This window comes from Pseudomonas sp. GD03842 (assembly GCF_029841165.1).
Taxonomy (GTDB): domain Bacteria; phylum Pseudomonadota; class Gammaproteobacteria; order Pseudomonadales; family Pseudomonadaceae; genus Aquipseudomonas.
In genome coordinates this window covers 474,292-491,948 of sequence record NZ_JAOCEA010000001.1, presented here as the reverse complement: position 1 = coordinate 491,948, position 17,657 = coordinate 474,292, and the positions used below count along the sequence as shown (strand labels likewise).

The window sequence follows — 17,657 nt, the reverse complement described above, 5'->3', positions numbered from 1 at the left end:
TGTCAGTGTTTATTCTTCGGCCTTTCCAAGCCGGAATGGCGCAACCCCTCGATCATTGTTGGCTTCGACGAGCTTGATCATCTGCAACAGAAACAGCGGGCGCTGATCCTCGGGAATGCCCTCGATGGTCCGGTCGTGAGCACGTTGCACACTGGCGTCCATTTTCTTCAGCAGGTAGAGGCCCTTGCGACTGAGCTTGACCAGTTTGACGCGACGGTCCTCAGTGCTTTGCCGCCTCAGCAGCAGCTCGCGAGCCTCCAGGCGCGGAATGACTTCCGCAACGCTGGTACGCTCCAGCCCGATTTCACGCGCCAGCGTGTTCTGGTCCATCTCGCCGTGGGTGCCCAGCGTGGTCATGAGGCTGTATTGAACAGGGGTGATGTTGTAGTTGCGGGTTTCATCCAGGAACAAGCCGTAATGAATTTGCTGAAGCCGACGGATCAGGAAACCCGGCCTGCCCAGCAGAGCAGAGCGACTGATGGCAGCCTCAAGTTGGGCCTGAATGTCGTTTGGGGATAACTCGCTCATATCGGTCTGATCGCAGCTCTTGAGGAGGAGGGGCAGGTGGCGCAAGCATATCATTTAGCGCAAGGCTGACGACGACGGGGATGTTTGAAAAAGGGTCAGGGTTGGCAATGAACTGTCGGCCAAAACACCGGAATCAGCCCGCGCGCATGGCGGTACGAGCAGGCTCAGCACGCTCGCGAAGACCAACGCTGCAGTTAGGAATCGAAGCCGGACTGTTCACCCCGGCGCAGTGAACGCGGGGAGGAGGCCGATTGAGCATGAACGCATGCGCGAGCGCCAGCCAATCGAATTCAGCGAATGGAATAAACCCTTTCGGCAAGCGTCCTGCTTGTGAAGGCTTACCGTCAGGAGGAAACGCTTATGTCACGACTCACTCGCCGCTCGTTACGCTGCGGTATCGCGCTGCTCATGGCGGGCTCCGTGTCCGCTGCTGTCGCCCATGAAGGTCATGCGCCCAAAGCCAACGCCGAGCAGCTCAACGCCGAGGCCCCCTTCATCAGGGAAAACGCTGCCGCCATGGAAACCATGATGGCGGGCATGGACAACAAGCCGACCGGTGATATCGACCGTGATTTCGTCGCAATGATGAGCGCCCACCATCAAGGGGCCATCGACATGGCGGTGACGATGCTCAAGTACGGGCATAACGTACAGCTCAAACGCATGGCGCAGGAAATCATCGTCGAGCAACAGCAGGAAATTGCCGCGATGCGCCTGGCAATCGGCGACCCGTTGCCGCCTTCCGTCGCGTCACCGACCCAGACGCCGCTCGCGACAAAGCCCTGATTGCCTCGCTCTGACTTCACAAAAAAGAAGGAAATCCCATGCACCTGTCTCGCTACCCTATGGCGCTGCTGACCTGCGCCTTGTTGACCGCTCCAGTGTCCATCTTCGCCGGCCAGATTCCCGGTAAGGCCTCGGCCAAGGACATTCCTATTTCACATCAGGATCGTCTGTATGCTGCCGAGCAGTTCTCCAATACCGTGTCCGTCAGCGACCCGGTCGACAACAGATTGCTCGGTGTAATCAGCCTCGGCGATCCGCAACCCGGCAACCTGAGTCCGTTATACAAGGGCGAAGTGCTGGTTCATGGCCTGGGCTTTTCGCCAGATCACAAGACCTTGGCGGTGGTGTCCATTGGCACCAATTCAGTGTCGTTCATCGACACCCAGACCAATACCGTCAAACACAAGACCTATGTAGGCCGCGCGCCCCACGAAGCGTTTTTCACGCCCAATGGCAAAGAGGTCTGGGTGACGGTGCGCGGCGAGGATTACGTGTCGGTCATCGACGCCAAGACCTTCGAGGAGAAGACCCGCATCAAGACCCCAGCGGGGCCGGGTATGCAGATCTTTTCGCCCGACGGCAAATACGGCTACGTTTGCTCCTCGTTCAACCCGGAAACGGTGGTGGTCTCGGTGGCCGATCACAAGATCGTCGGACGCGTGCCACAGGCCAGCCCGTTCTGCCCGAACATCGCGGCATCGGCCGATGGCAAGCAGGTGTGGTTCACCCTCAAGGACGTCGGCAAGGCGCAGGTGTTCGAGGCCACGCCGCCGTTCAAACTCATCAAGACCCTGGACATCGGTCCCATTGCCAACCACGTCAACCTGGTCAACAACGCCAACGGCTCGTTCGCCTACATCACCGTGGGTGGCTTGAATGAGGTGCAGGTTTACCGCACCGACACGTTCGAAAAGGTCGCCACCATCCCCGTCGGCAAACTGCCGCACGGTATCTGGCCGTCGGGTGACGGCAGCCGCATCTATGTGGGCCTGGAGAACGCCGACGCTTTTGCGGTGATCGACACGGCAAGCAATCAGGTGATCGCCAACATTCCGATCGGTCAGGCGCCGCAGGCCATCGCGTATGTGCCAAACGCGGTAGAGAAGGGCGCAGGTCTTGAGAACCTCAAACCGCTGGGCGTGGCGGGGCAAGCGGTGCATTTGAGTTTGAATGCCGTCGGAAAGGCATCGGATCAGGCGCCGACCAGCGTCACGCTGTTCAACCAGGGACTGACACAAGTGCTGCAAGCTGCCGCGACCGGGCTGGAACCCAAGCAGCCGTACACACTGGCATTGGCCGATAAACCGGACGGCAGCGGCAACCTGCAGCCGTTGTCAGCCTTCATGACCAACCCGGCGGGGTCAGCCATCGTCAACACCATTGGCCCGATTCGCCAGATCGTGCAGAGCGACGTGACAGAACAACGTCGATACCTGGTGATCGTCGCTGGCAAGCCCGAGCAATTGGGGGCGTTGGCGCAGGTACAGACGCCTTGACCAGCGTGGTTCGATAACACACGCAGCGACACTGACCATTCTCTCAGGGCGCCACCTGAATCGCGGCAGCGCTGAGGATGGGTAGCAGGAGCTCGCCGCGTCAGGGCTGCGGCGGGCTCAACAGCGCACACCGCCGCACGGTCTGGCCACTAGGCAGGCGATGATTCCGTCAACCGAGTTCCGCGGATGGCTGCGTGTGGAACGCTATGGGCCTGTCCGGTGACGATGAAGGCTCGCTCAACCAAGTTGTCCCTCGTCCGATCCGCGAAGCTGTAACCCAGCCCTGGCGCGTCTGAATGCTTAATGCGACTGCCAGATACAGCCATCGGTTTTTTTATGGGCGCCCCATGTGCTTTGTCTTCACAGAGATGCCGCCGCTCCAGACTGTCTTCGTCAGTCAGGCTCACGCGCTTTGTGAGCTTCTTCGACGAGCCAGTTCGCAAAAGCGGCTGCCTGTGGATTCACTATTTTGTGCGGAGAGTAAACGAGGTAGAAGGCTTCAGACGTCTGAAAGCGCGCTGACAGGGGAGCGATCAGCTGTCCGGAGGCCAGGTACTGTTCCACCAATGATGATCGCGCCAACGCTACTCCTTGACCAAGCTCGGCCATCTTCAGCGCGGAGATGAGTGTGTCGAACTGCATGCCTTTGGAGTAGTCCAGGTGATCGGCTTTGGCTTTTTTCAACCAGTATCCCCATCCTTCTTCGTAGCCCAGAACGTGTAGAAGCTCATGGTTTCCCAGGTCAGCCGGCACTTTGAGCGGCCTGTGTTGCGATGGAAGCGCTGGGGCACACACCGGAAATAACCGATCCCACGTCAGCCGCTCACTTTTAAGCCCCGGCCATTTTCCGCTGCCGTAGCGAATCTCGAGGTCAGCCTCCAAGTCTGTTTCACCCATCCATATGTTACTGGTGATGCGCAAGTTTATGTGCGGGTGGAGCATCCTGAATGCCTGGAGCCTGGGCGCCAGCCAGTGCGTGAAATACACCAGACTGAACCGGATCGTCAGCACTTTACGATGACCCTGGCCGAAGATTTCATCAGTTGCTGCCGCCAGTCTCTCGACCGAATCATGTACCGCCGGGAGAAATGCCAGCCCCGGCTCTGTGAGCTCCAGACCACGTGGTAGGCGCTTGAAGAGCGCTGCGCCAAGTTGCGATTCGAGTGCTTTGATCTGCTGACTGATGGCGGCTTGGGTGAGGCTTAGCTCAAGGGCCGCGTCGGTGAAACTCAGGTGGCGTGCTGCTGATTCGAAAGCACGCAACCAGTTGAGAGGGGGCAGTCTTTTTTTCATGTTGCTGAGCTCTGGGTATGGCGTCTTGTTGTTGTAGGTTCCCAACGAAGCATATACCCATAAATCCTATCTGTTATGCATAAAAAAAATGCCCCCAAAGGGCCTTTTTTTTTTGCTTTCGCTGCCCCGGCCTTTTCTTGAAAGTAGCCCAACTCGTCCCTGACGCTGCCGCGGCGCAACGTTGCCGGCGGAGTATGAACATCAATCGAGGGCGTGTCTGAACTACAGATATGTCGATAAAAAAAATAAGGTGAATCATGGGTAAGCACAGTCAGTTGCCCCTCAGTGGCGTGAACGTGATCGACTTCGGCCAATACATCGCAGGCCCTGCCGTGGCGATGATACTGGCCGATCTTGGGGCAACGGTCGTCCACATTGATCCCCCCGATGGGCCGCTTTGGGACAGTCCGGCTAACGCGGTTCTCAATCGTAATAAACTTTGCGTGAAGCTTGATCTGAAGTCACCGAGCGGCCTTGAGCATGCACGCGAGATGATTGCGACCGCAGATATCGTGATCGAGAACTTTCGCCCTGGCGTTCTAGCGCGCCTTGGGCTGGATTTTTCCGAGCTTCGCCGCGAGCGGCCCAATCTGATCACGTTATCGATTCCGGGATTTGCCACCAATGATGAACTGCGTCGAGACTGGCGCGCGTCTGAGGCAATCATTGCTTCGGCGTCTGGCGTGTTTACCGACATGGGTCAGAACCGGGTATTGATGGGGATCAATCCAAGTTTTTCTCCGCTGCCACTGGCGTCAGCGTACGGCACGATGCTGGCGGCTTCTTCAGTGATGCTTGCACTGCAGTCTCGTCAGCGAACTGGGTTGGGTGATGAGATCGAAGTCCCGCTGGCTGCGGCCGTCATGGAGGGGCTGTCTTACAACTCCATCAAAATCGATGGCTATCCGTTACGCTACAAAACGTTGCGTGAAAAGGAGATTGAACGTCGGCGAGCTGAAAACCTGCCAATGAATCTGAGTTACGAGGATTTGCAGGAGTATCTCGATCCTTTTTACCGTACTTACGAATGTGCCGATGGCCGCAAGTTTTATGCGGTGTGCCCTTCGCATCGATCCCACGCCAAGCGGTGCCTGCAAGCGATGGGGCTTTACGACGAGATGATTGCTGCAGGTCTGCCGAAGGTCGATGACCCTTACCTGCCGCTCGCTGAATGGGAAGGCGATGCTTCTTTAGGTGTTTACCCACTGCCAGAACAGTGGGCAAAGCGCATTTCCAAGCGCATGAAAGAGGTATTTCTCACCAAGACTGCAGCAGAGTGGGAAATGATATTCGGAGAAGGGCAGTTCCCCGGCGCGCCTCACCGCTCGACACAAGAGTGGTTGCATGACGAGCATGCGAACGCTGCGGGCCTCATCGTCGAAGTGGTGGACAAAGACTTCGGGGTCATGAAGCAACCTGGCCCGATGGCCTGGCTTGAAGATAGTGGGCATTTGATGCTGGAGCCCGCTTCACGCCGTGATGTGAGCATTGAGGAAGCGCTTGCCACCTTGAGTGAAATCCCACGTGATGAGCTTCCTGCAATCGTGTCACAAGCTCCTGGTGCATGGTTGCATGGCGTGCGCATCCTAGATCTGACTAACGTCATCGCCGGCCCTCATTCCACCTCGTTTCTGGGGCGTTTCGGGGCCGAGGTGATCAAGCTGGATCCGACTACGCCCAACTATGATCCTTGGAATACCGTCGTGTTTGGCATGTCGTCAGCGCGTGGTAAGCAAAGCGTGTTAGTTGACCTCAATCAGCCTGCAGGTCGCGAGGTGTTCGACAGGCTGGTCAAGACCGTCGATGTCATCGTCATGAACGCGCCAGATCGACAGTTGGCACCGCTTGGGTTGGACGAAACTAGCCTCAAGTCGATCAACCCTCAGGTGATTTTCTGCCAGCTCGATTGCTTTGGCGGGCCTCGCCGTGGCCCTCGTACCGACTATCTGGGCTACGACGATCTGATCCAGGCTACCACGGGCATCATGGTGCGGTTCGGCGGGGGCATGCAGACTCCGGAGGAGCATGCTCATGTCGGAACAATTGATGTCATGTGTGGTTTTGCCGCAGCGCTTGGGGTGGGGGCAGCGCTTTATCAACAATCACGAAAAGGCAAGGTGAGCCGTGCACGGACGTCCCTGGCAGCGCTCGGTAACCTGGTACAGGTGCCGTTCTGTTTCGATTACAAAGGCCGCAGGGAATTTGATGAGCCATCTGGCAGAAGTGTCATGGGCTACAGCGACTTGTCACGGTTTTATCAAACCTCTGACGGCTGGCTGTACCTGGACACTAGGGAAGTCGATCTGGTGTTATTGGACACTGTCACCGGATTGGTGGGGATCGACCAGGCGCCGGACAAAACTGCGTTTTTGACTGAAGCACTCGCAAAGGCCGCAGGCGATATCTGGCAGCAACGGCTGCAAGCCGTCGGGATCGCTGCAGCGGTTCCAGACAACATCGACAACTTGCGCCAGCGCTATAGCCGCGCAGCTGATGGCCTGCCGGGCACCGCTAACGGTAGCTATTCATTTAGCGTCTACGCCGACCACCCTAGTGGTCATCGCGTCACTCAGCTCGATCCATTCGCAATTCGTCCGCGCCTGGCGCCGATTCGCGCTCTGCGGCCCGCAGAGAAATTTGGTGCGTCTACTCGCGCGGTCATGCTCAAGCTCGGTTACAGCCCCCAGGCCATCGAAGCCTTGATGGCCAACCAGGTGATTAGCGACACCTGGAGCCTGGAATACCTGCCGAGCTGATCCGAATCGTTGTTTAAATCCCGCAAACAAGAACAGGGACGGCCCGTTTTGGGCCGACTCCCGTACGTACGAAAGCCTTGGAGGCTCTATGTCCAACCAAATTGTCCTGCCCAGAATTTTGCAAGTCGGCGCTAACGCGAGTCGGGCCATTCCAGATGTGTTGACCACACTTGGCTGTAGTCGGCCTCTGATCATCACCGACAAGATGATGGTCCAGCTGGGCTTTGCACGTGAAATTCAGGATGTGCTTCGCACCAAGCGGATCGATGCTGACGTGTTTTCAGACACTGTGCCGGAGCCCACCGTCGCTTCGATTCAGGCAGGGGTAGAGCATGCACGCAACGGCAACTTCGACTGCATTATTGCATTGGGAGGTGGCAGCCCAATCGATAGCGCCAAGGCTATTGGTATCTTGGCCAGGTTCGGCGGGGAAATGCGTGACTATAAATTCCCTCGTCAGGTCACCGAACAAGGTTTACCGCTCATTGCCATCCCGACCACCTCCGGCACAGGTTCGGAAGTCACCCGATTTACCATCATCACTGACGAAAAAACTGACGAGAAAATGCTGTGTGTCGGTATCGGGTTCATGCCGGTCGCGGCGCTAGTAGATTTCAAACTCACGATGACGCTGCCGTCGCGTGTTACCGCCGATACCGGTATCGATGCCCTCACTCACGCGATTGAGGCGTATGTCAGTCTCAAATCAAATCTTTATAGCGACAGTCAGGCCCTCGCCGCGATGAGCCTGATTGGCCCAAACCTGCGCAGAGCATTTCAGCGGGGTGACGATGCCCAAGCCCGCGAGGCGTTGATGCTTGGATCGACTTTGGCCGGTGTCGCGTTTTCCGCCGCGTCGGTTGCACTGGTCCATGGCATGAGTCGCCCGATTGGTGCTTTTTTCCACGTTCCTCATGGCCTTTCCAATGCCATGCTGTTGCCGGCGGTGACTGAGTTCTCCATTCCTGGGGCGCCAGGGCGCTATGCCGACTGTGCTCGCGCCATGCGAATCGCCAGTGCAAGCGATACCGATGAACAGGCGAACAAGAAGTTGCTTGAAGAGTTGCAGGCCCTCAATGACGAGCTCCAGGTGCCTACGGTGGAAGGCTTCGGGATCAACCGCGACCGCTTTTTTGAACTGATGCCTCTTATGGCCAAGCAGGCGCTCGCATCGGGGTCGCCGGGAAACAATCCGCGTGTCCCCCCGGCTGACGAGATCGTAGAGCTGTATCGCAATCTTTGGTAACCCCAAGATCCCGAGCCTTCGGGCAACGACAACAGTATTCAATAATAAGGAACGTCTACATGACTACCGTAGGGCATCTCATTAACGGCCAAATCGTCACCGACACTGAACGTACTCAGGCGGTTTACAACCCTGCAACAGGTGAAGTCACCAAACAGGTTTCGCTTGCCTCTAAAGCCACCGTCGAACAAGCGATTGCCGCAGCTGAAGCGGCTTTCCCGGAGTGGCGAAATACACCCCCGATCAAGCGTGCGCGAGTGATGTTTCGCTTCAAAGAGCTGCTCGAAAAAAATGCGGAACGGATTTGCCAACTCATCGGCGAGGAGCATGGGAAAATCATCCATGACGCGATGGGTGAGTTGCAGCGTGGGATCGAAAACGTCGAGTATGCCTGTGGCGTTCCTGAGCTTTTGAAAGGCGAACACAGCAAAAACGTCGGCCCGAATATTGACTCGTGGAGCGAATTTCAACCGCTCGGCGTCGCGGCGGGTATTACGCCATTCAACTTTCCCGCGATGGTGCCATTGTGGATGTTTCCTATGGCTATCGCCTGCGGTAACTGCTTCATACTCAAGCCTTCTGAGCGCGACCCCAGCTCGACGCTCTATATCGCCCAGTTGCTCCAAGAAGCAGGTCTGCCGGATGGGGTGATGAGCGTGGTCAACGGTGACAAGGAGGCTGTTGACACGCTGCTGCACGATCCACGCGTGCAGGCGGTGAGCTTTGTGGGGTCGACCCCGATTGCTGAATACATCTATCGAACGGCGGCGGCTAACGGCAAGCGCTGCCAAGCGCTGGGCGGGGCAAAGAACCATGCGATCGTTTTGCCTGACGCTGATATCGATAACGCTGTGAACCAACTCATCGGCGCCGCTTTTGGCTCTTCTGGGGAGCGCTGCATGGCGGTGTCCGTTGCGGTCACAGTGGGCGATGCGACTGCCGATGCACTCATTCTGAAAATGCGTGAAGCGATGGCCAAGCTCAAGGTTGGCCATTACCAAGACAAGCAGAACGACTTCGGCCCGTTGATCACCCGTGAACATCAGCAAAAAGTCATCGGCTATATCGACAGCGCGCAAGAGCAGGGTGCCCAAGTGGTGGTCGACGGCCGTCATGTTCAAGTGTCGGCATGTGAGGGCGGTTTCTTCGTCGGCGGGACATTGATCGATCAAGTCACGCCCGACATGCGCTGCTACAAGGAAGAGATCTTCGGCCCGGTGTTGCTGGTAGTGCGCGCTCAAAACATGAAGCAAGCCATGCAATTGATCGACGATCACGAGTACGGAAACGGCACCTGCATCTTCACTCGAGATGGTGAAGCTGCACGCTATTTTTCAGACAACATCAACGTCGGGATGGTGGGTATCAACGTCCCTCTTCCAGTGCCGGTGGCGTACCACAGTTTCGGCGGCTGGAAACGCTCGCTGTTCGGCGATTTGCATGCGTATGGCCCGGATGCCGTGCGTTTCTACAGCAAGAGGAAGACGGTGACTCAACGCTGGCCATCCTCAGGTGTCCGTGAGGGAGCTGAGTTCTCTATGCCGACCATGAAGTAACGCCGTTTCCGTTCACGGATCGACAGGGCGGCAGAGTCAGCGTGCTGCGCTGCCCTTGGGCGACTTTTGTTGCAGAGTGCGGCGCAACAAAGATCGATATGAGGCTTCAGCCACCAGGACATTGTCTGTTTTTTTTGAACAGTAGATGTTTGGTTGGCAACACGCCTTCAGCAATGGTGGGCGATTTCAACAATCGATCAAATCAGGTCTTCCGACTAACCATTTGAAAAATATGAGGATATTTGATGGCATAGTTGATGCTCTTGTTTTGCGAGGAGATGAGGATCTACGTTCTTGGTGATCATGCCGGGCGGCTCCTCATCGAATTGGAGGCTAGTCATGAGTCAGCACGCAATCAAGTTCGCTTACTGGGTACCCAACGTGAGTGGCGGTTTGGTCGTTAGCAAGATCGAGCAGCGCACTCATTGGGGAATCGATTACAACCGAAAGCTCGCTCAAATCGCTGAGCGCTCCGGCTTTGAGTATGCGCTCACCCAGATTCGTTTCACCGCTGGTTATGGCGCTGACAGCCAGCATGAGTCCGTGGCTTTCAGTCATGCATTATTGGCGGCAACCGACAAATTGAAGGTGATCGCAGCAGTGTTGCCTGGACCATGGACGCCAGCAGTGGTGGCCAAGCAGCTGTCGACGATCGATCAGCTCACAGGTGGGCGCGTGGCGATCAATGTCGTCAGTGGCTGGTTCAAGGGCGAGTTCCAGGCAATTGGCGAACTGTGGCTGGAGCACGATGAGCGCTACCGTCGCTCGGAAGAGTTCATCACTGCGCTTAAAGGCATCTGGACGACAGATAACTTCACTATCAAAGGTGATTTTTACCGCTTCCATGACTACACACTTCGACCCAAGCCTATTCAGCAACCGCATCCGGAAATATTCCAGGGAGGCAGTTCTCGTGCAGCACGGGACATGGCCGCGCGCGTTTCTGATTGGTATTTCACCAACGGCAATACCGTAGAGGGCGTCAAGGCTCAGATCGATGACATCCGGGCGAAGGCCGCGGCGAACGGCCATTCGGTGAAGATTGGTCTGAACGCCTTCATCATTGCACGTGAAACCGAGGAAGAGGCCCAGGCCGTACTTCAGGACATCATCGATCAGGCGAATCCGGAGGCCGTTAACGCGTTCAGCGATGCTGCAAAACAGGCAGGCAAAGCTAGCCCGGAAGGTGAGGGGAACTGGGCCAAATCCAATTTTGCCGACCTGGTCCAATACAACGACGGTTTCAAAACCAATCTCATAGGTACCCCCAAACAGATCGCCGAGCGCATTGTCGCGCTGAAGTCAGTGGGCGTCGACCTGATCCTGTCTGCGTTCCTGCACTTTCAAGAAGAAGTTGAGTACTTTGGCCAACACGTATTGCCGCTGGTGCGTGAGTTGGAAGCAGCTGCCCAAAGCAGGAGATCGGTCGAAAGTGCATGATGCCCAACGGAGGATCAACCTCAGAGTTTCCCTCAAAACGCCGTACTAATGAGAACCCGCTGCGGCGGGTTTTTCATTAGCCGCGGAGTGTTCACCTCGGTCGCAATGGGGATACTCTGTGTCGCTTATGGCCATTTTCGAGTTATACCGGTCGGTATAGTGACTTTACTTATGTAAGGGAGACACTCGAATGGACAATGTCCCCAAGCGCTTAGTTGATTCGGCGTTAAAACTGTTTTTGTCTCAGGGCGTGCACATCACGGGTGTTATGGCTATTGCCGAGCAGGCCGGTGTGACCAAGATGACCCTTTACAGTCATTTTGAATCAAAAGACGCGCTGATTGTGGCATGCCTTGATGAGCGAGATCGCATTTGGCGTAGAGAAGTCGAGCTTATGCTGGAAAGGCACCCTGATCCGGTCGATTCCATTCTTGCGTTTTTTGATCTTTATCAACGCTATCTTATTCAGGACGGCGGACGTGGATGCGTGTTTGTCAACAGCGCCGCAGAATTTCCTGAGTGCAGCCATCCTGTTCATATGGCTGTGAACAGGCATAAACAGGGGATCCGGGATGAGTTGATGGGGTTGGCTATCAAGGCAAATTTGATGGATCCACATGCAGCTGCTGAAGGACTTTTCGTGTTACTTGAGGGGACTTTTCTCACAGGAGCAATGGCGCAAAAAAATACCGAGGTTTTCGATACCGCTAGAAAGATGGCGCGCTGCTGGGTACGTCAGCACAATCGGCACAAAGCAGAAGCGTGTTGACGTAGTATTGCTGGAAAATTTAACGGATAGAGGGCCTACCGTCTTCTATTTCACGAGGCCATCCCCCGTAATCAAAAATGTTTTACATGTTCATCGATTTCTTATAAGCACGACATCTGCCTCCGTCTTGGTTCTATCGATATACCCACGATTGCCGAGACGGCAAACCGTCGCTTTCAGTGAGTGGCAGGGTTGGGGTGAGTGCCTTTTGCGAGTGATCGCAAACATGGCCGTTACATGGACCATGACCTAACAAGAAAGCACACTAATTTACACAAGACCATAGCCGACAACGGCGTCTTTCAGGAGTCTCACATGAAATCTGGGCGTATTTTGGGGGCGGGTATAACCTTGGCTTTGGTATTTGCTTGCAGTGCTGCGCAGGCCAAACCCGAGTTGAGCTTTGGGTATTCAGACGGTTGGGCTGAAAGTGTCGCGTCGACCTTTGTGGCTGCAGAAGTCATCAAGCAAAAGCTTGGATATGACGTAAAACTAATGCCTGTTGCGGCGGGGATCATGTGGCAAGGGATCGCAACCGGTAAGTTGGACATGATGGTTTCAGCCTGGCTGCCAGTGACACATGCCGAATACTGGACAAAAAATAGCGAAAAGGTTGTTGATTACGGTTCTAACTATACGGGTGCGAAGATCGGTTTGATTGTACCGGACTATGTAACCGCTAAATCTATCGACGATCTCAAGGCTGATAATGGTTATGGCAAACGGATTGTCGGGATCGACGCAGGCGCAGGTGTGATGACGGCAGCCGGCGTTGCGATCAAGGACTATGATCTGGACGGCTATAAGCTTCAGGCCAGCTCCAGCGCGGCGATGACGGCTGAACTGGCCCGCGCCTACGCTAAGAATCAACCCATTGTAGTGACCGGGTGGTCGCCGCACTGGCTTTTCGCTAAATGGAAAATGCGCTTCCTTGAAGACCCTAAGGGTGTTTTTGGCGCCGCTGAGCATGTAGACAATATCGGCAGCAAGGATCTTGCCACAAAAGCACCTGAGGTCGCTGAGTTCCTGAAGCGGTTTTCGTGGAAGGACGCCAATGAGATCGGCGCCGTCATGCTCGAAATCCAAGACGGCAAGAAACCTCAGGATGTCGCGACCGAATGGGTCGCAGCACATCCCGATCGGGTAGCGGAGTGGACAGGCCAGTAAGCACACAACAGAGCCGGAAGTGGCAGTCTGTTAGCGCGATGAATCCCGGGTATGTACCCTCCGTCGCTCGGTAGAGTGATGGAGGGTACGACGCTGTCTGGCGGCGCGCGCACCTCTATATCCGTAAGTTCCAACGATCACTTACTTTTACTGACCTCGTTATCGCGACGAGGAAATAATCCCCGCCTTGAACACTACTTCTTAGGTGAAGGCAATCCTGTTTTGGAGATATACCGTGACGAACGCTTGGCGATCCAGTGGCTGGATTATAGTGGGCAGTGCGTTGATCCTGACTCTGTCGCTTGGGATACGCCACGGCTTTGGATTGTTCCTCTCTCCAATGAGTGCGCAGTTCGGTTGGGGCAGGGAGGTGTTTGCGTTTGCCATTGCCTTCCAGAACTTGCTCTGGGGACTGGCACAACCGATAGCGGGAGGGCTGGCGGACCGCTATGGTGCCGGCAAAGTCATTATCACGGGCGGAGTGCTTTATGCAGCAGGCCTGCTCTGCATGAGCATGGCTGACTCTCCCTCATCTCTGATATTGAGCGCTGGCGTGCTTATCGGTATCGGCCTTTCTGGAACGACGTTTTCCGTCATCCTGGGTGTGGTAGGGCGGGCGCTGCCACCCGAAAAACGCAGCATGGGGATGGGCTTGGCGGCAGCCGCCGGATCCTTCGGCCAATTTGTCATGCTGCCTGGCTCGTTGGGGCTGATCAGCGGACTAGGGTGGTCAAAAGCGTTGCTGGTGCTCGCCGTTTTAGCCGCCCTTATCGTGCCGTTGGTTGGCATGCTGAAGGACAAGCCTATTCCGGACACCGGGCCTCAACAAACGCTGCGCGAAGCGCTGCATGAGGCATGCACCCACTCCGACTTCTGGTTGTTGTCGTTTGGGTTCTTCGTCTGCGGCTTCCAGGTGGTTTTCATCGGAGTCCACCTTCCGGCGTATTTGTTGGATCAGCATCTTAATGCCAAAACGAGTACCACCGTCCTGGCGTTGATTGGCTTGTTTAATATCTTCGGTACCTATGGTGCGGGCTGGCTTGGCGGCCGGATGTCAAAGCCCCGCTTGCTGACAGGGTTGTATCTGTTGCGAGCATTGGTGATCTTTGCGTTCGTCTCACTTCCTGTCACAGAGCTCACTGCTTACCTGTTCGGCGTTGCCATGGGCATTTTGTGGTTATCAACAGTGCCCTTGACCAATGGGACTGTCGCAACGGTATTCGGAGTGCGGAATCTATCGATGCTGGGGGGGCTCGTGTATCTGTTCCACCAACTCGGAGCATTCCTCGGGGGCTGGCTAGGTGGGATCGTCTATGACAGAACAGGTAGCTACGACCTGGTTTGGCAAGTGTCTATCCTGCTGAGCCTCATGGCGGCTATTTTGAGTTGGCCCGTTCGCGAAACACCAGTTCGACGCCTTTCGGTAACAAGTGTGTAGGTTCCGGACAGGGCACCGCCCACTGGGTAGTAGCTTGTGCCCGCAAGATTTGCACAAGAAATGAGGCCGCAGCGGGCGCCAATCAGACGAATGCATCGACTCAGGAGCTTTCTCGTTTGGCCATTTCCTCTGACGGTATGGTGGCGAGATTTAAACTGTAAATGGGGTAGGGAAGGGACCACGCCTGAAGCTGAAGCTGGGCTTGTGGGCCGTACGGCATCTCCTCCCTGTTGCCTTCGTGCTTTTGCGGGGGTGACACTCCGCGCTGTTTTGAAAGCCCGGTGGAAAGAGTACTCGGATTAAAAGAAGGCTTTCGGATGGATATTCTTGTTAAGACAAGAAGCGTGGGAGTACTAAATTATCGATATCCTGTTGTCACTGTTTTGGTGGACAGGGTCACCAAAACTACCGTTGGTATAAATTTCCATCAGTCAAACTCAGACGATGGAGACCCACCTGAACCGCCGTCGGTTTAAGCCCTGCAATATCCGGGTCTAGCAATTATCGGATATTGCATATGGAGATGAGCCCTCTATCGTGTTGCCGTTGGCATAATCGTGGCGATATAGCTACCAAGGAAGCTTCGAGCATGTACTTCGCCCCAATGATTGGGGCATTCAAGGGAATCAGAGCAGAGCTGAAAGGTCTAGATAGGCGGTGATAGCACGGCTGGCTCGGCCATAAGTTCGTCGGACGCGCCAGCCTGTATTTGAGGACTCAACCGATCGCTCGCGACCGCGGATCCTATCTCAGCAGCCTTAATGCTGATGGTCTCGTCGACAGGGCCCAAAAGCCTCGTATTGCTATCCGAGGGTCAGGAGTGAGTCTCGCCAGAAGTAAATATTTGAGTAACTTTAGGCCTTCGGCACCGTCTTGGCTGATGCATGTCATGGAGTGCGCGCTGTCGTGGCAAGAAGTAAATCGCCAACGCTGATCTGCGAACCCGCATGCAGACACATTTTTTATGTTTCGGTGATACGTTGATGCTGGGTGTCGTGCCAGCCGCGTTGGATGTAATTCGTCGACAATGCTGCGAAGCAACGAAGCAACGAAGCAACGAAGCAACGGTGTCGATGAAGTAGTTCTCAAAAAATGCAAAGAAACCAGTTCCGAGAGCTGGGGAATGGAGGCAGCGAAATGCAGCAGGCTCTCGCCCTGACTCGCAATACGTTGTTACGTATAATGTATATTATGTTAAATTGTGTGTCTGTGGCACTTCTGTTGACATGCTGTCCAAATCCACTAACCCCCGGTAGGTTTTGCACAAAACCCCGTTTCTCCGGAAATCAGTTATTCGCAGCCCCTCCTCATGCCCTCTCGTCGTTTCACTAACTCCGTTTTCAGTCACCTCCATTCAAAACGTCTTGCGGACTGGCTCGTATCGCCAGCCCTCGGTTGTAGCCGTGATCCGAAGTTCCGCCGTCTGCGTTGACGTAAGCGTAACCCCTGGTCAGGAACGAATCGTTGTTCGCGCCGCTCCAGAACTGGTCGAGTCCTCGCACCAGTCCGACTTCACTCGCGCCTTCACAGACGATGACATGCTTGGCCAAACCTCAGCGATTGCGACATTCACCAAGAATCTAATGAACCGATTCAGCAATGCCTAGGTCAACACCGCAACGGCACCATCACGGCTCAACTACATCAGGAGCGTTTCGCACTTTTGATGGACGACTGGAAGGATCTCGCATGAACACAGCTGAAGTCTCTTCGGGTACTCAACTCAAACCCCAAACTTACATGGCCGTTGTGGCCACTGTCGCAGCGATCGCCGGCGGTCTTTATGGCTACGACACTGGGATCATCTCGGGTGCACTGCCCCAGATCGCCAACGAGTTTCAACTCGACTACCGCGCTCAGGAATGGGTGACCGCTGCCATCCTGCTGGGCGCTGTGATTGGAGCGATCTGCTCTACCCGCCTTTCTGCCAGTCGTGGCCGACGGACGACCATCGTGATTGTCGCCGCCATCTACTGCATTGGCGTGGTAGGTGCAGCGCTTTCACCCAACGCTTGGTGCCTGGCAGTCGCTCGACTGGTGCTGGGATTCGCTGTGGGCGGATCCACGCAAATCGTTCCGACCTACATCGCTGAACTCGCACCCTCGGACAAACGTGGGCGGCTCGTCACCTACTTCAATGTGTCTATCGGAATCGGCATCCTGCTGGCTGCAATCGTCGGTGTTGCCGGACAGAATCTTTTTGATTGGCGATGGATGGTGGGTATCGCAATCGTCCCCTCCCTTGTATTGCTGCTTGGGATGAGCAAGCTGCCGGGCAGTCCCCGCTGGCTGGTAGAAAATGACCGTCGCCAGGACGCCGCCCAGGCGCTGTCGTTGGTACGCGAAACACGCCGAGAGGTACGAGAGGAGATTGCTGACATTCAGGAAGTGGTCGAGAAACGCGAGAAGCTTCCCACCATTGGTTGGCCAGCGGTCAAGGAGCGCTGGGTGCGCCCTTCGCTTGTCGCTGGGCTCGGGATTGCCGCGTTTACGCAGTTAAGCGGTATCGAGATGATGATCTATTACACCCCCACCTTTCTCAAGAATGCAGGCTTCGGTGCATCAGCTGCGCTCTGGTCAGCCCTGGGTGTCGCTGTCACCTACCTCATCATGACCTTTATTGGCAAAACGGTGGTCGACCACACCGGCCGCAGAACCCTAAGTTTGGCCATGATTCCTGGTGCGGTTTTGAGCTTGCTGGTGCTGGGTGCAGTGCTGCACTACAACCTCGCTGGTGATAGCCAGGCATGGTGGATTGTCGGGTGCCTGATCGTCTTCATGATTTTTAACTCTGGTGGCATTCAGGTCATTGGTTGGCTGACCGGGTCGGAGATCTACCCGACGGCCATTCGCGACCAAGCAATTGGCCTGCACGCTGCCGTCCTTTGGGGATCGAATCTGCTCCTGACAGGTACTGCGCTGACGATGACCCAATGGCTGGGCGTCGGAGGTGCGATGTGGGTGTATGCGGGGCTAAACGCGCTCGCTTGGGTATTTATCTATTTCTTGGTACCGGAGACCGGGGGACGCACCTTGGAAGACATCGAGCGCAGCTTGCATGCAGGAACGTTTCTGCCTGCTTCATCTGCAAAGCACCTCTGACCACCTATGTGTTGTCGACGATGCGCTTGAACTGTTTAGCCTCCCGTACCCAGCATGCTGCCCCTCGCCTCGCCCGGGAG

Annotated in this window: 12 protein-coding genes; 10 read left to right on the top strand and 2 right to left on the bottom strand. The window is 55.7% G+C overall.

Going from position 1 to position 17,657, the window contains the following annotated elements; translation table 11 throughout:
- Positions 1 to 9: 9 nt before the first annotated feature.
- Positions 10 to 528, bottom strand: a complete 519-nt coding sequence (locus N5D61_RS02245) for a MarR family transcriptional regulator (protein ID WP_279890472.1) — start codon at positions 526 to 528, stop codon at positions 10 to 12.
- Positions 529 to 888: 360 nt separating this feature from the next.
- On the opposite strand from N5D61_RS02245, the gene N5D61_RS02240 reads away from it, so the two are divergent.
- Both N5D61_RS02240 and N5D61_RS02235 read left to right on the top strand, forming a co-directional pair.
- Entirely contained in the window at positions 889 to 1,314 is a 426-nt protein-coding gene (locus N5D61_RS02240) for a DUF305 domain-containing protein (protein ID WP_279890470.1), read from the top strand.
- 38 nt (positions 1,315 to 1,352) lie between these two features.
- The gene (locus N5D61_RS02235; RefSeq protein WP_279890468.1) at positions 1,353 to 2,810 is read left to right on the top strand and encodes a YncE family protein; all 1,458 of its coding nucleotides are present in this window, start codon (positions 1,353 to 1,355) and stop codon (positions 2,808 to 2,810) included.
- Positions 2,811 to 3,203: 393 nt separating this feature from the next.
- Here N5D61_RS02235 and gcvA read toward each other — a convergent pair whose 3' ends face one another.
- Complete coding sequence (gene gcvA / locus N5D61_RS02230) at positions 3,204 to 4,103, bottom strand: transcriptional regulator GcvA (RefSeq protein ID WP_279890466.1); 900 nt, start codon at positions 4,101 to 4,103, stop codon at positions 3,204 to 3,206.
- A 257-nt stretch (positions 4,104 to 4,360) separates the two neighbouring features.
- Between gcvA and N5D61_RS02225 the strand changes: the two genes are divergently transcribed.
- The 8 genes from N5D61_RS02225 to N5D61_RS02190 all read left to right on the top strand — a co-directional run bounded on the left by N5D61_RS02225 (position 4,361) and on the right by N5D61_RS02190 (position 17,577).
- Positions 4,361 to 6,859, top strand: a complete 2,499-nt coding sequence (locus tag N5D61_RS02225) for a CoA transferase (RefSeq protein WP_279890464.1) — start codon at positions 4,361 to 4,363, stop codon at positions 6,857 to 6,859.
- A gap of 88 nt (positions 6,860 to 6,947) precedes the next feature.
- Positions 6,948 to 8,105 carry an iron-containing alcohol dehydrogenase gene (locus N5D61_RS02220; protein ID WP_279890462.1) on the top strand — a complete coding sequence of 386 codons (1,158 nt, stop codon included), beginning with the start codon at positions 6,948 to 6,950 and terminating at the stop codon, positions 8,103 to 8,105.
- 59 nt (positions 8,106 to 8,164) lie between these two features.
- On the top strand, positions 8,165 to 9,661 hold the full coding sequence (locus tag N5D61_RS02215; RefSeq protein WP_279890460.1) for a CoA-acylating methylmalonate-semialdehyde dehydrogenase: 1,497 nt from the start codon (positions 8,165 to 8,167) through the stop codon (positions 9,659 to 9,661).
- A gap of 339 nt (positions 9,662 to 10,000) precedes the next feature.
- Positions 10,001 to 11,101, top strand: a complete 1,101-nt coding sequence (sfnG, locus tag N5D61_RS02210) for a dimethylsulfone monooxygenase SfnG (RefSeq protein WP_279890458.1) — start codon at positions 10,001 to 10,003, stop codon at positions 11,099 to 11,101.
- A 190-nt stretch (positions 11,102 to 11,291) separates the two neighbouring features.
- Positions 11,292 to 11,870 (top strand): TetR/AcrR family transcriptional regulator, encoded by a 579-nt coding sequence (locus N5D61_RS02205; RefSeq protein ID WP_279890456.1) that lies wholly within the window; start codon positions 11,292 to 11,294, stop codon positions 11,868 to 11,870.
- 315 nt (positions 11,871 to 12,185) lie between these two features.
- Positions 12,186 to 13,037: a glycine betaine ABC transporter substrate-binding protein gene (locus N5D61_RS02200; protein WP_279890454.1), complete on the top strand. Its 852-nt coding sequence runs from the start codon at positions 12,186 to 12,188 to the stop codon at positions 13,035 to 13,037.
- A gap of 235 nt (positions 13,038 to 13,272) precedes the next feature.
- Entirely contained in the window at positions 13,273 to 14,475 is a 1,203-nt protein-coding gene (locus tag N5D61_RS02195; RefSeq protein ID WP_279890452.1) for an MFS transporter, read from the top strand.
- A 1,689-nt stretch (positions 14,476 to 16,164) separates the two neighbouring features.
- On the top strand, positions 16,165 to 17,577 hold the full coding sequence (locus tag N5D61_RS02190) for a sugar porter family MFS transporter (protein ID WP_279890451.1): 1,413 nt from the start codon (positions 16,165 to 16,167) through the stop codon (positions 17,575 to 17,577).
- Positions 17,578 to 17,657 lie beyond the last annotated feature (80 nt).

What these genes read in the sequence shown, in the direction of transcription:
- N5D61_RS02235 (WP_279890468.1), top strand. Translation starts at nt 1,353, where the DNA reads ATGCACCTGTCTCGCTACCCTATGGCGCTGCTGACCTGCGCCTTGTTG.
- gcvA (WP_279890466.1), bottom strand. Translation starts at nt 4,103, where the DNA reads ATGAAAAAAAGACTGCCCCCTCTCAACTGGTTGCGTGCTTTCGAATCA.
- N5D61_RS02215 (WP_279890460.1), top strand. Translation starts at nt 8,165, where the DNA reads ATGACTACCGTAGGGCATCTCATTAACGGCCAAATCGTCACCGACACT.
- N5D61_RS02240 (WP_279890470.1), top strand. Translation starts at nt 889, where the DNA reads ATGTCACGACTCACTCGCCGCTCGTTACGCTGCGGTATCGCGCTGCTC.
- N5D61_RS02205 (WP_279890456.1), top strand. Translation starts at nt 11,292, where the DNA reads ATGGACAATGTCCCCAAGCGCTTAGTTGATTCGGCGTTAAAACTGTTT.
- N5D61_RS02220 (WP_279890462.1), top strand. Translation starts at nt 6,948, where the DNA reads ATGTCCAACCAAATTGTCCTGCCCAGAATTTTGCAAGTCGGCGCTAAC.
- N5D61_RS02200 (WP_279890454.1), top strand. Translation starts at nt 12,186, where the DNA reads ATGAAATCTGGGCGTATTTTGGGGGCGGGTATAACCTTGGCTTTGGTA.
- sfnG (WP_279890458.1), top strand. Translation starts at nt 10,001, where the DNA reads ATGAGTCAGCACGCAATCAAGTTCGCTTACTGGGTACCCAACGTGAGT.
- N5D61_RS02245 (WP_279890472.1), bottom strand. Translation starts at nt 528, where the DNA reads ATGAGCGAGTTATCCCCAAACGACATTCAGGCCCAACTTGAGGCTGCC.
- N5D61_RS02190 (WP_279890451.1), top strand. Translation starts at nt 16,165, where the DNA reads ATGAACACAGCTGAAGTCTCTTCGGGTACTCAACTCAAACCCCAAACT.
- N5D61_RS02225 (WP_279890464.1), top strand. Translation starts at nt 4,361, where the DNA reads ATGGGTAAGCACAGTCAGTTGCCCCTCAGTGGCGTGAACGTGATCGAC.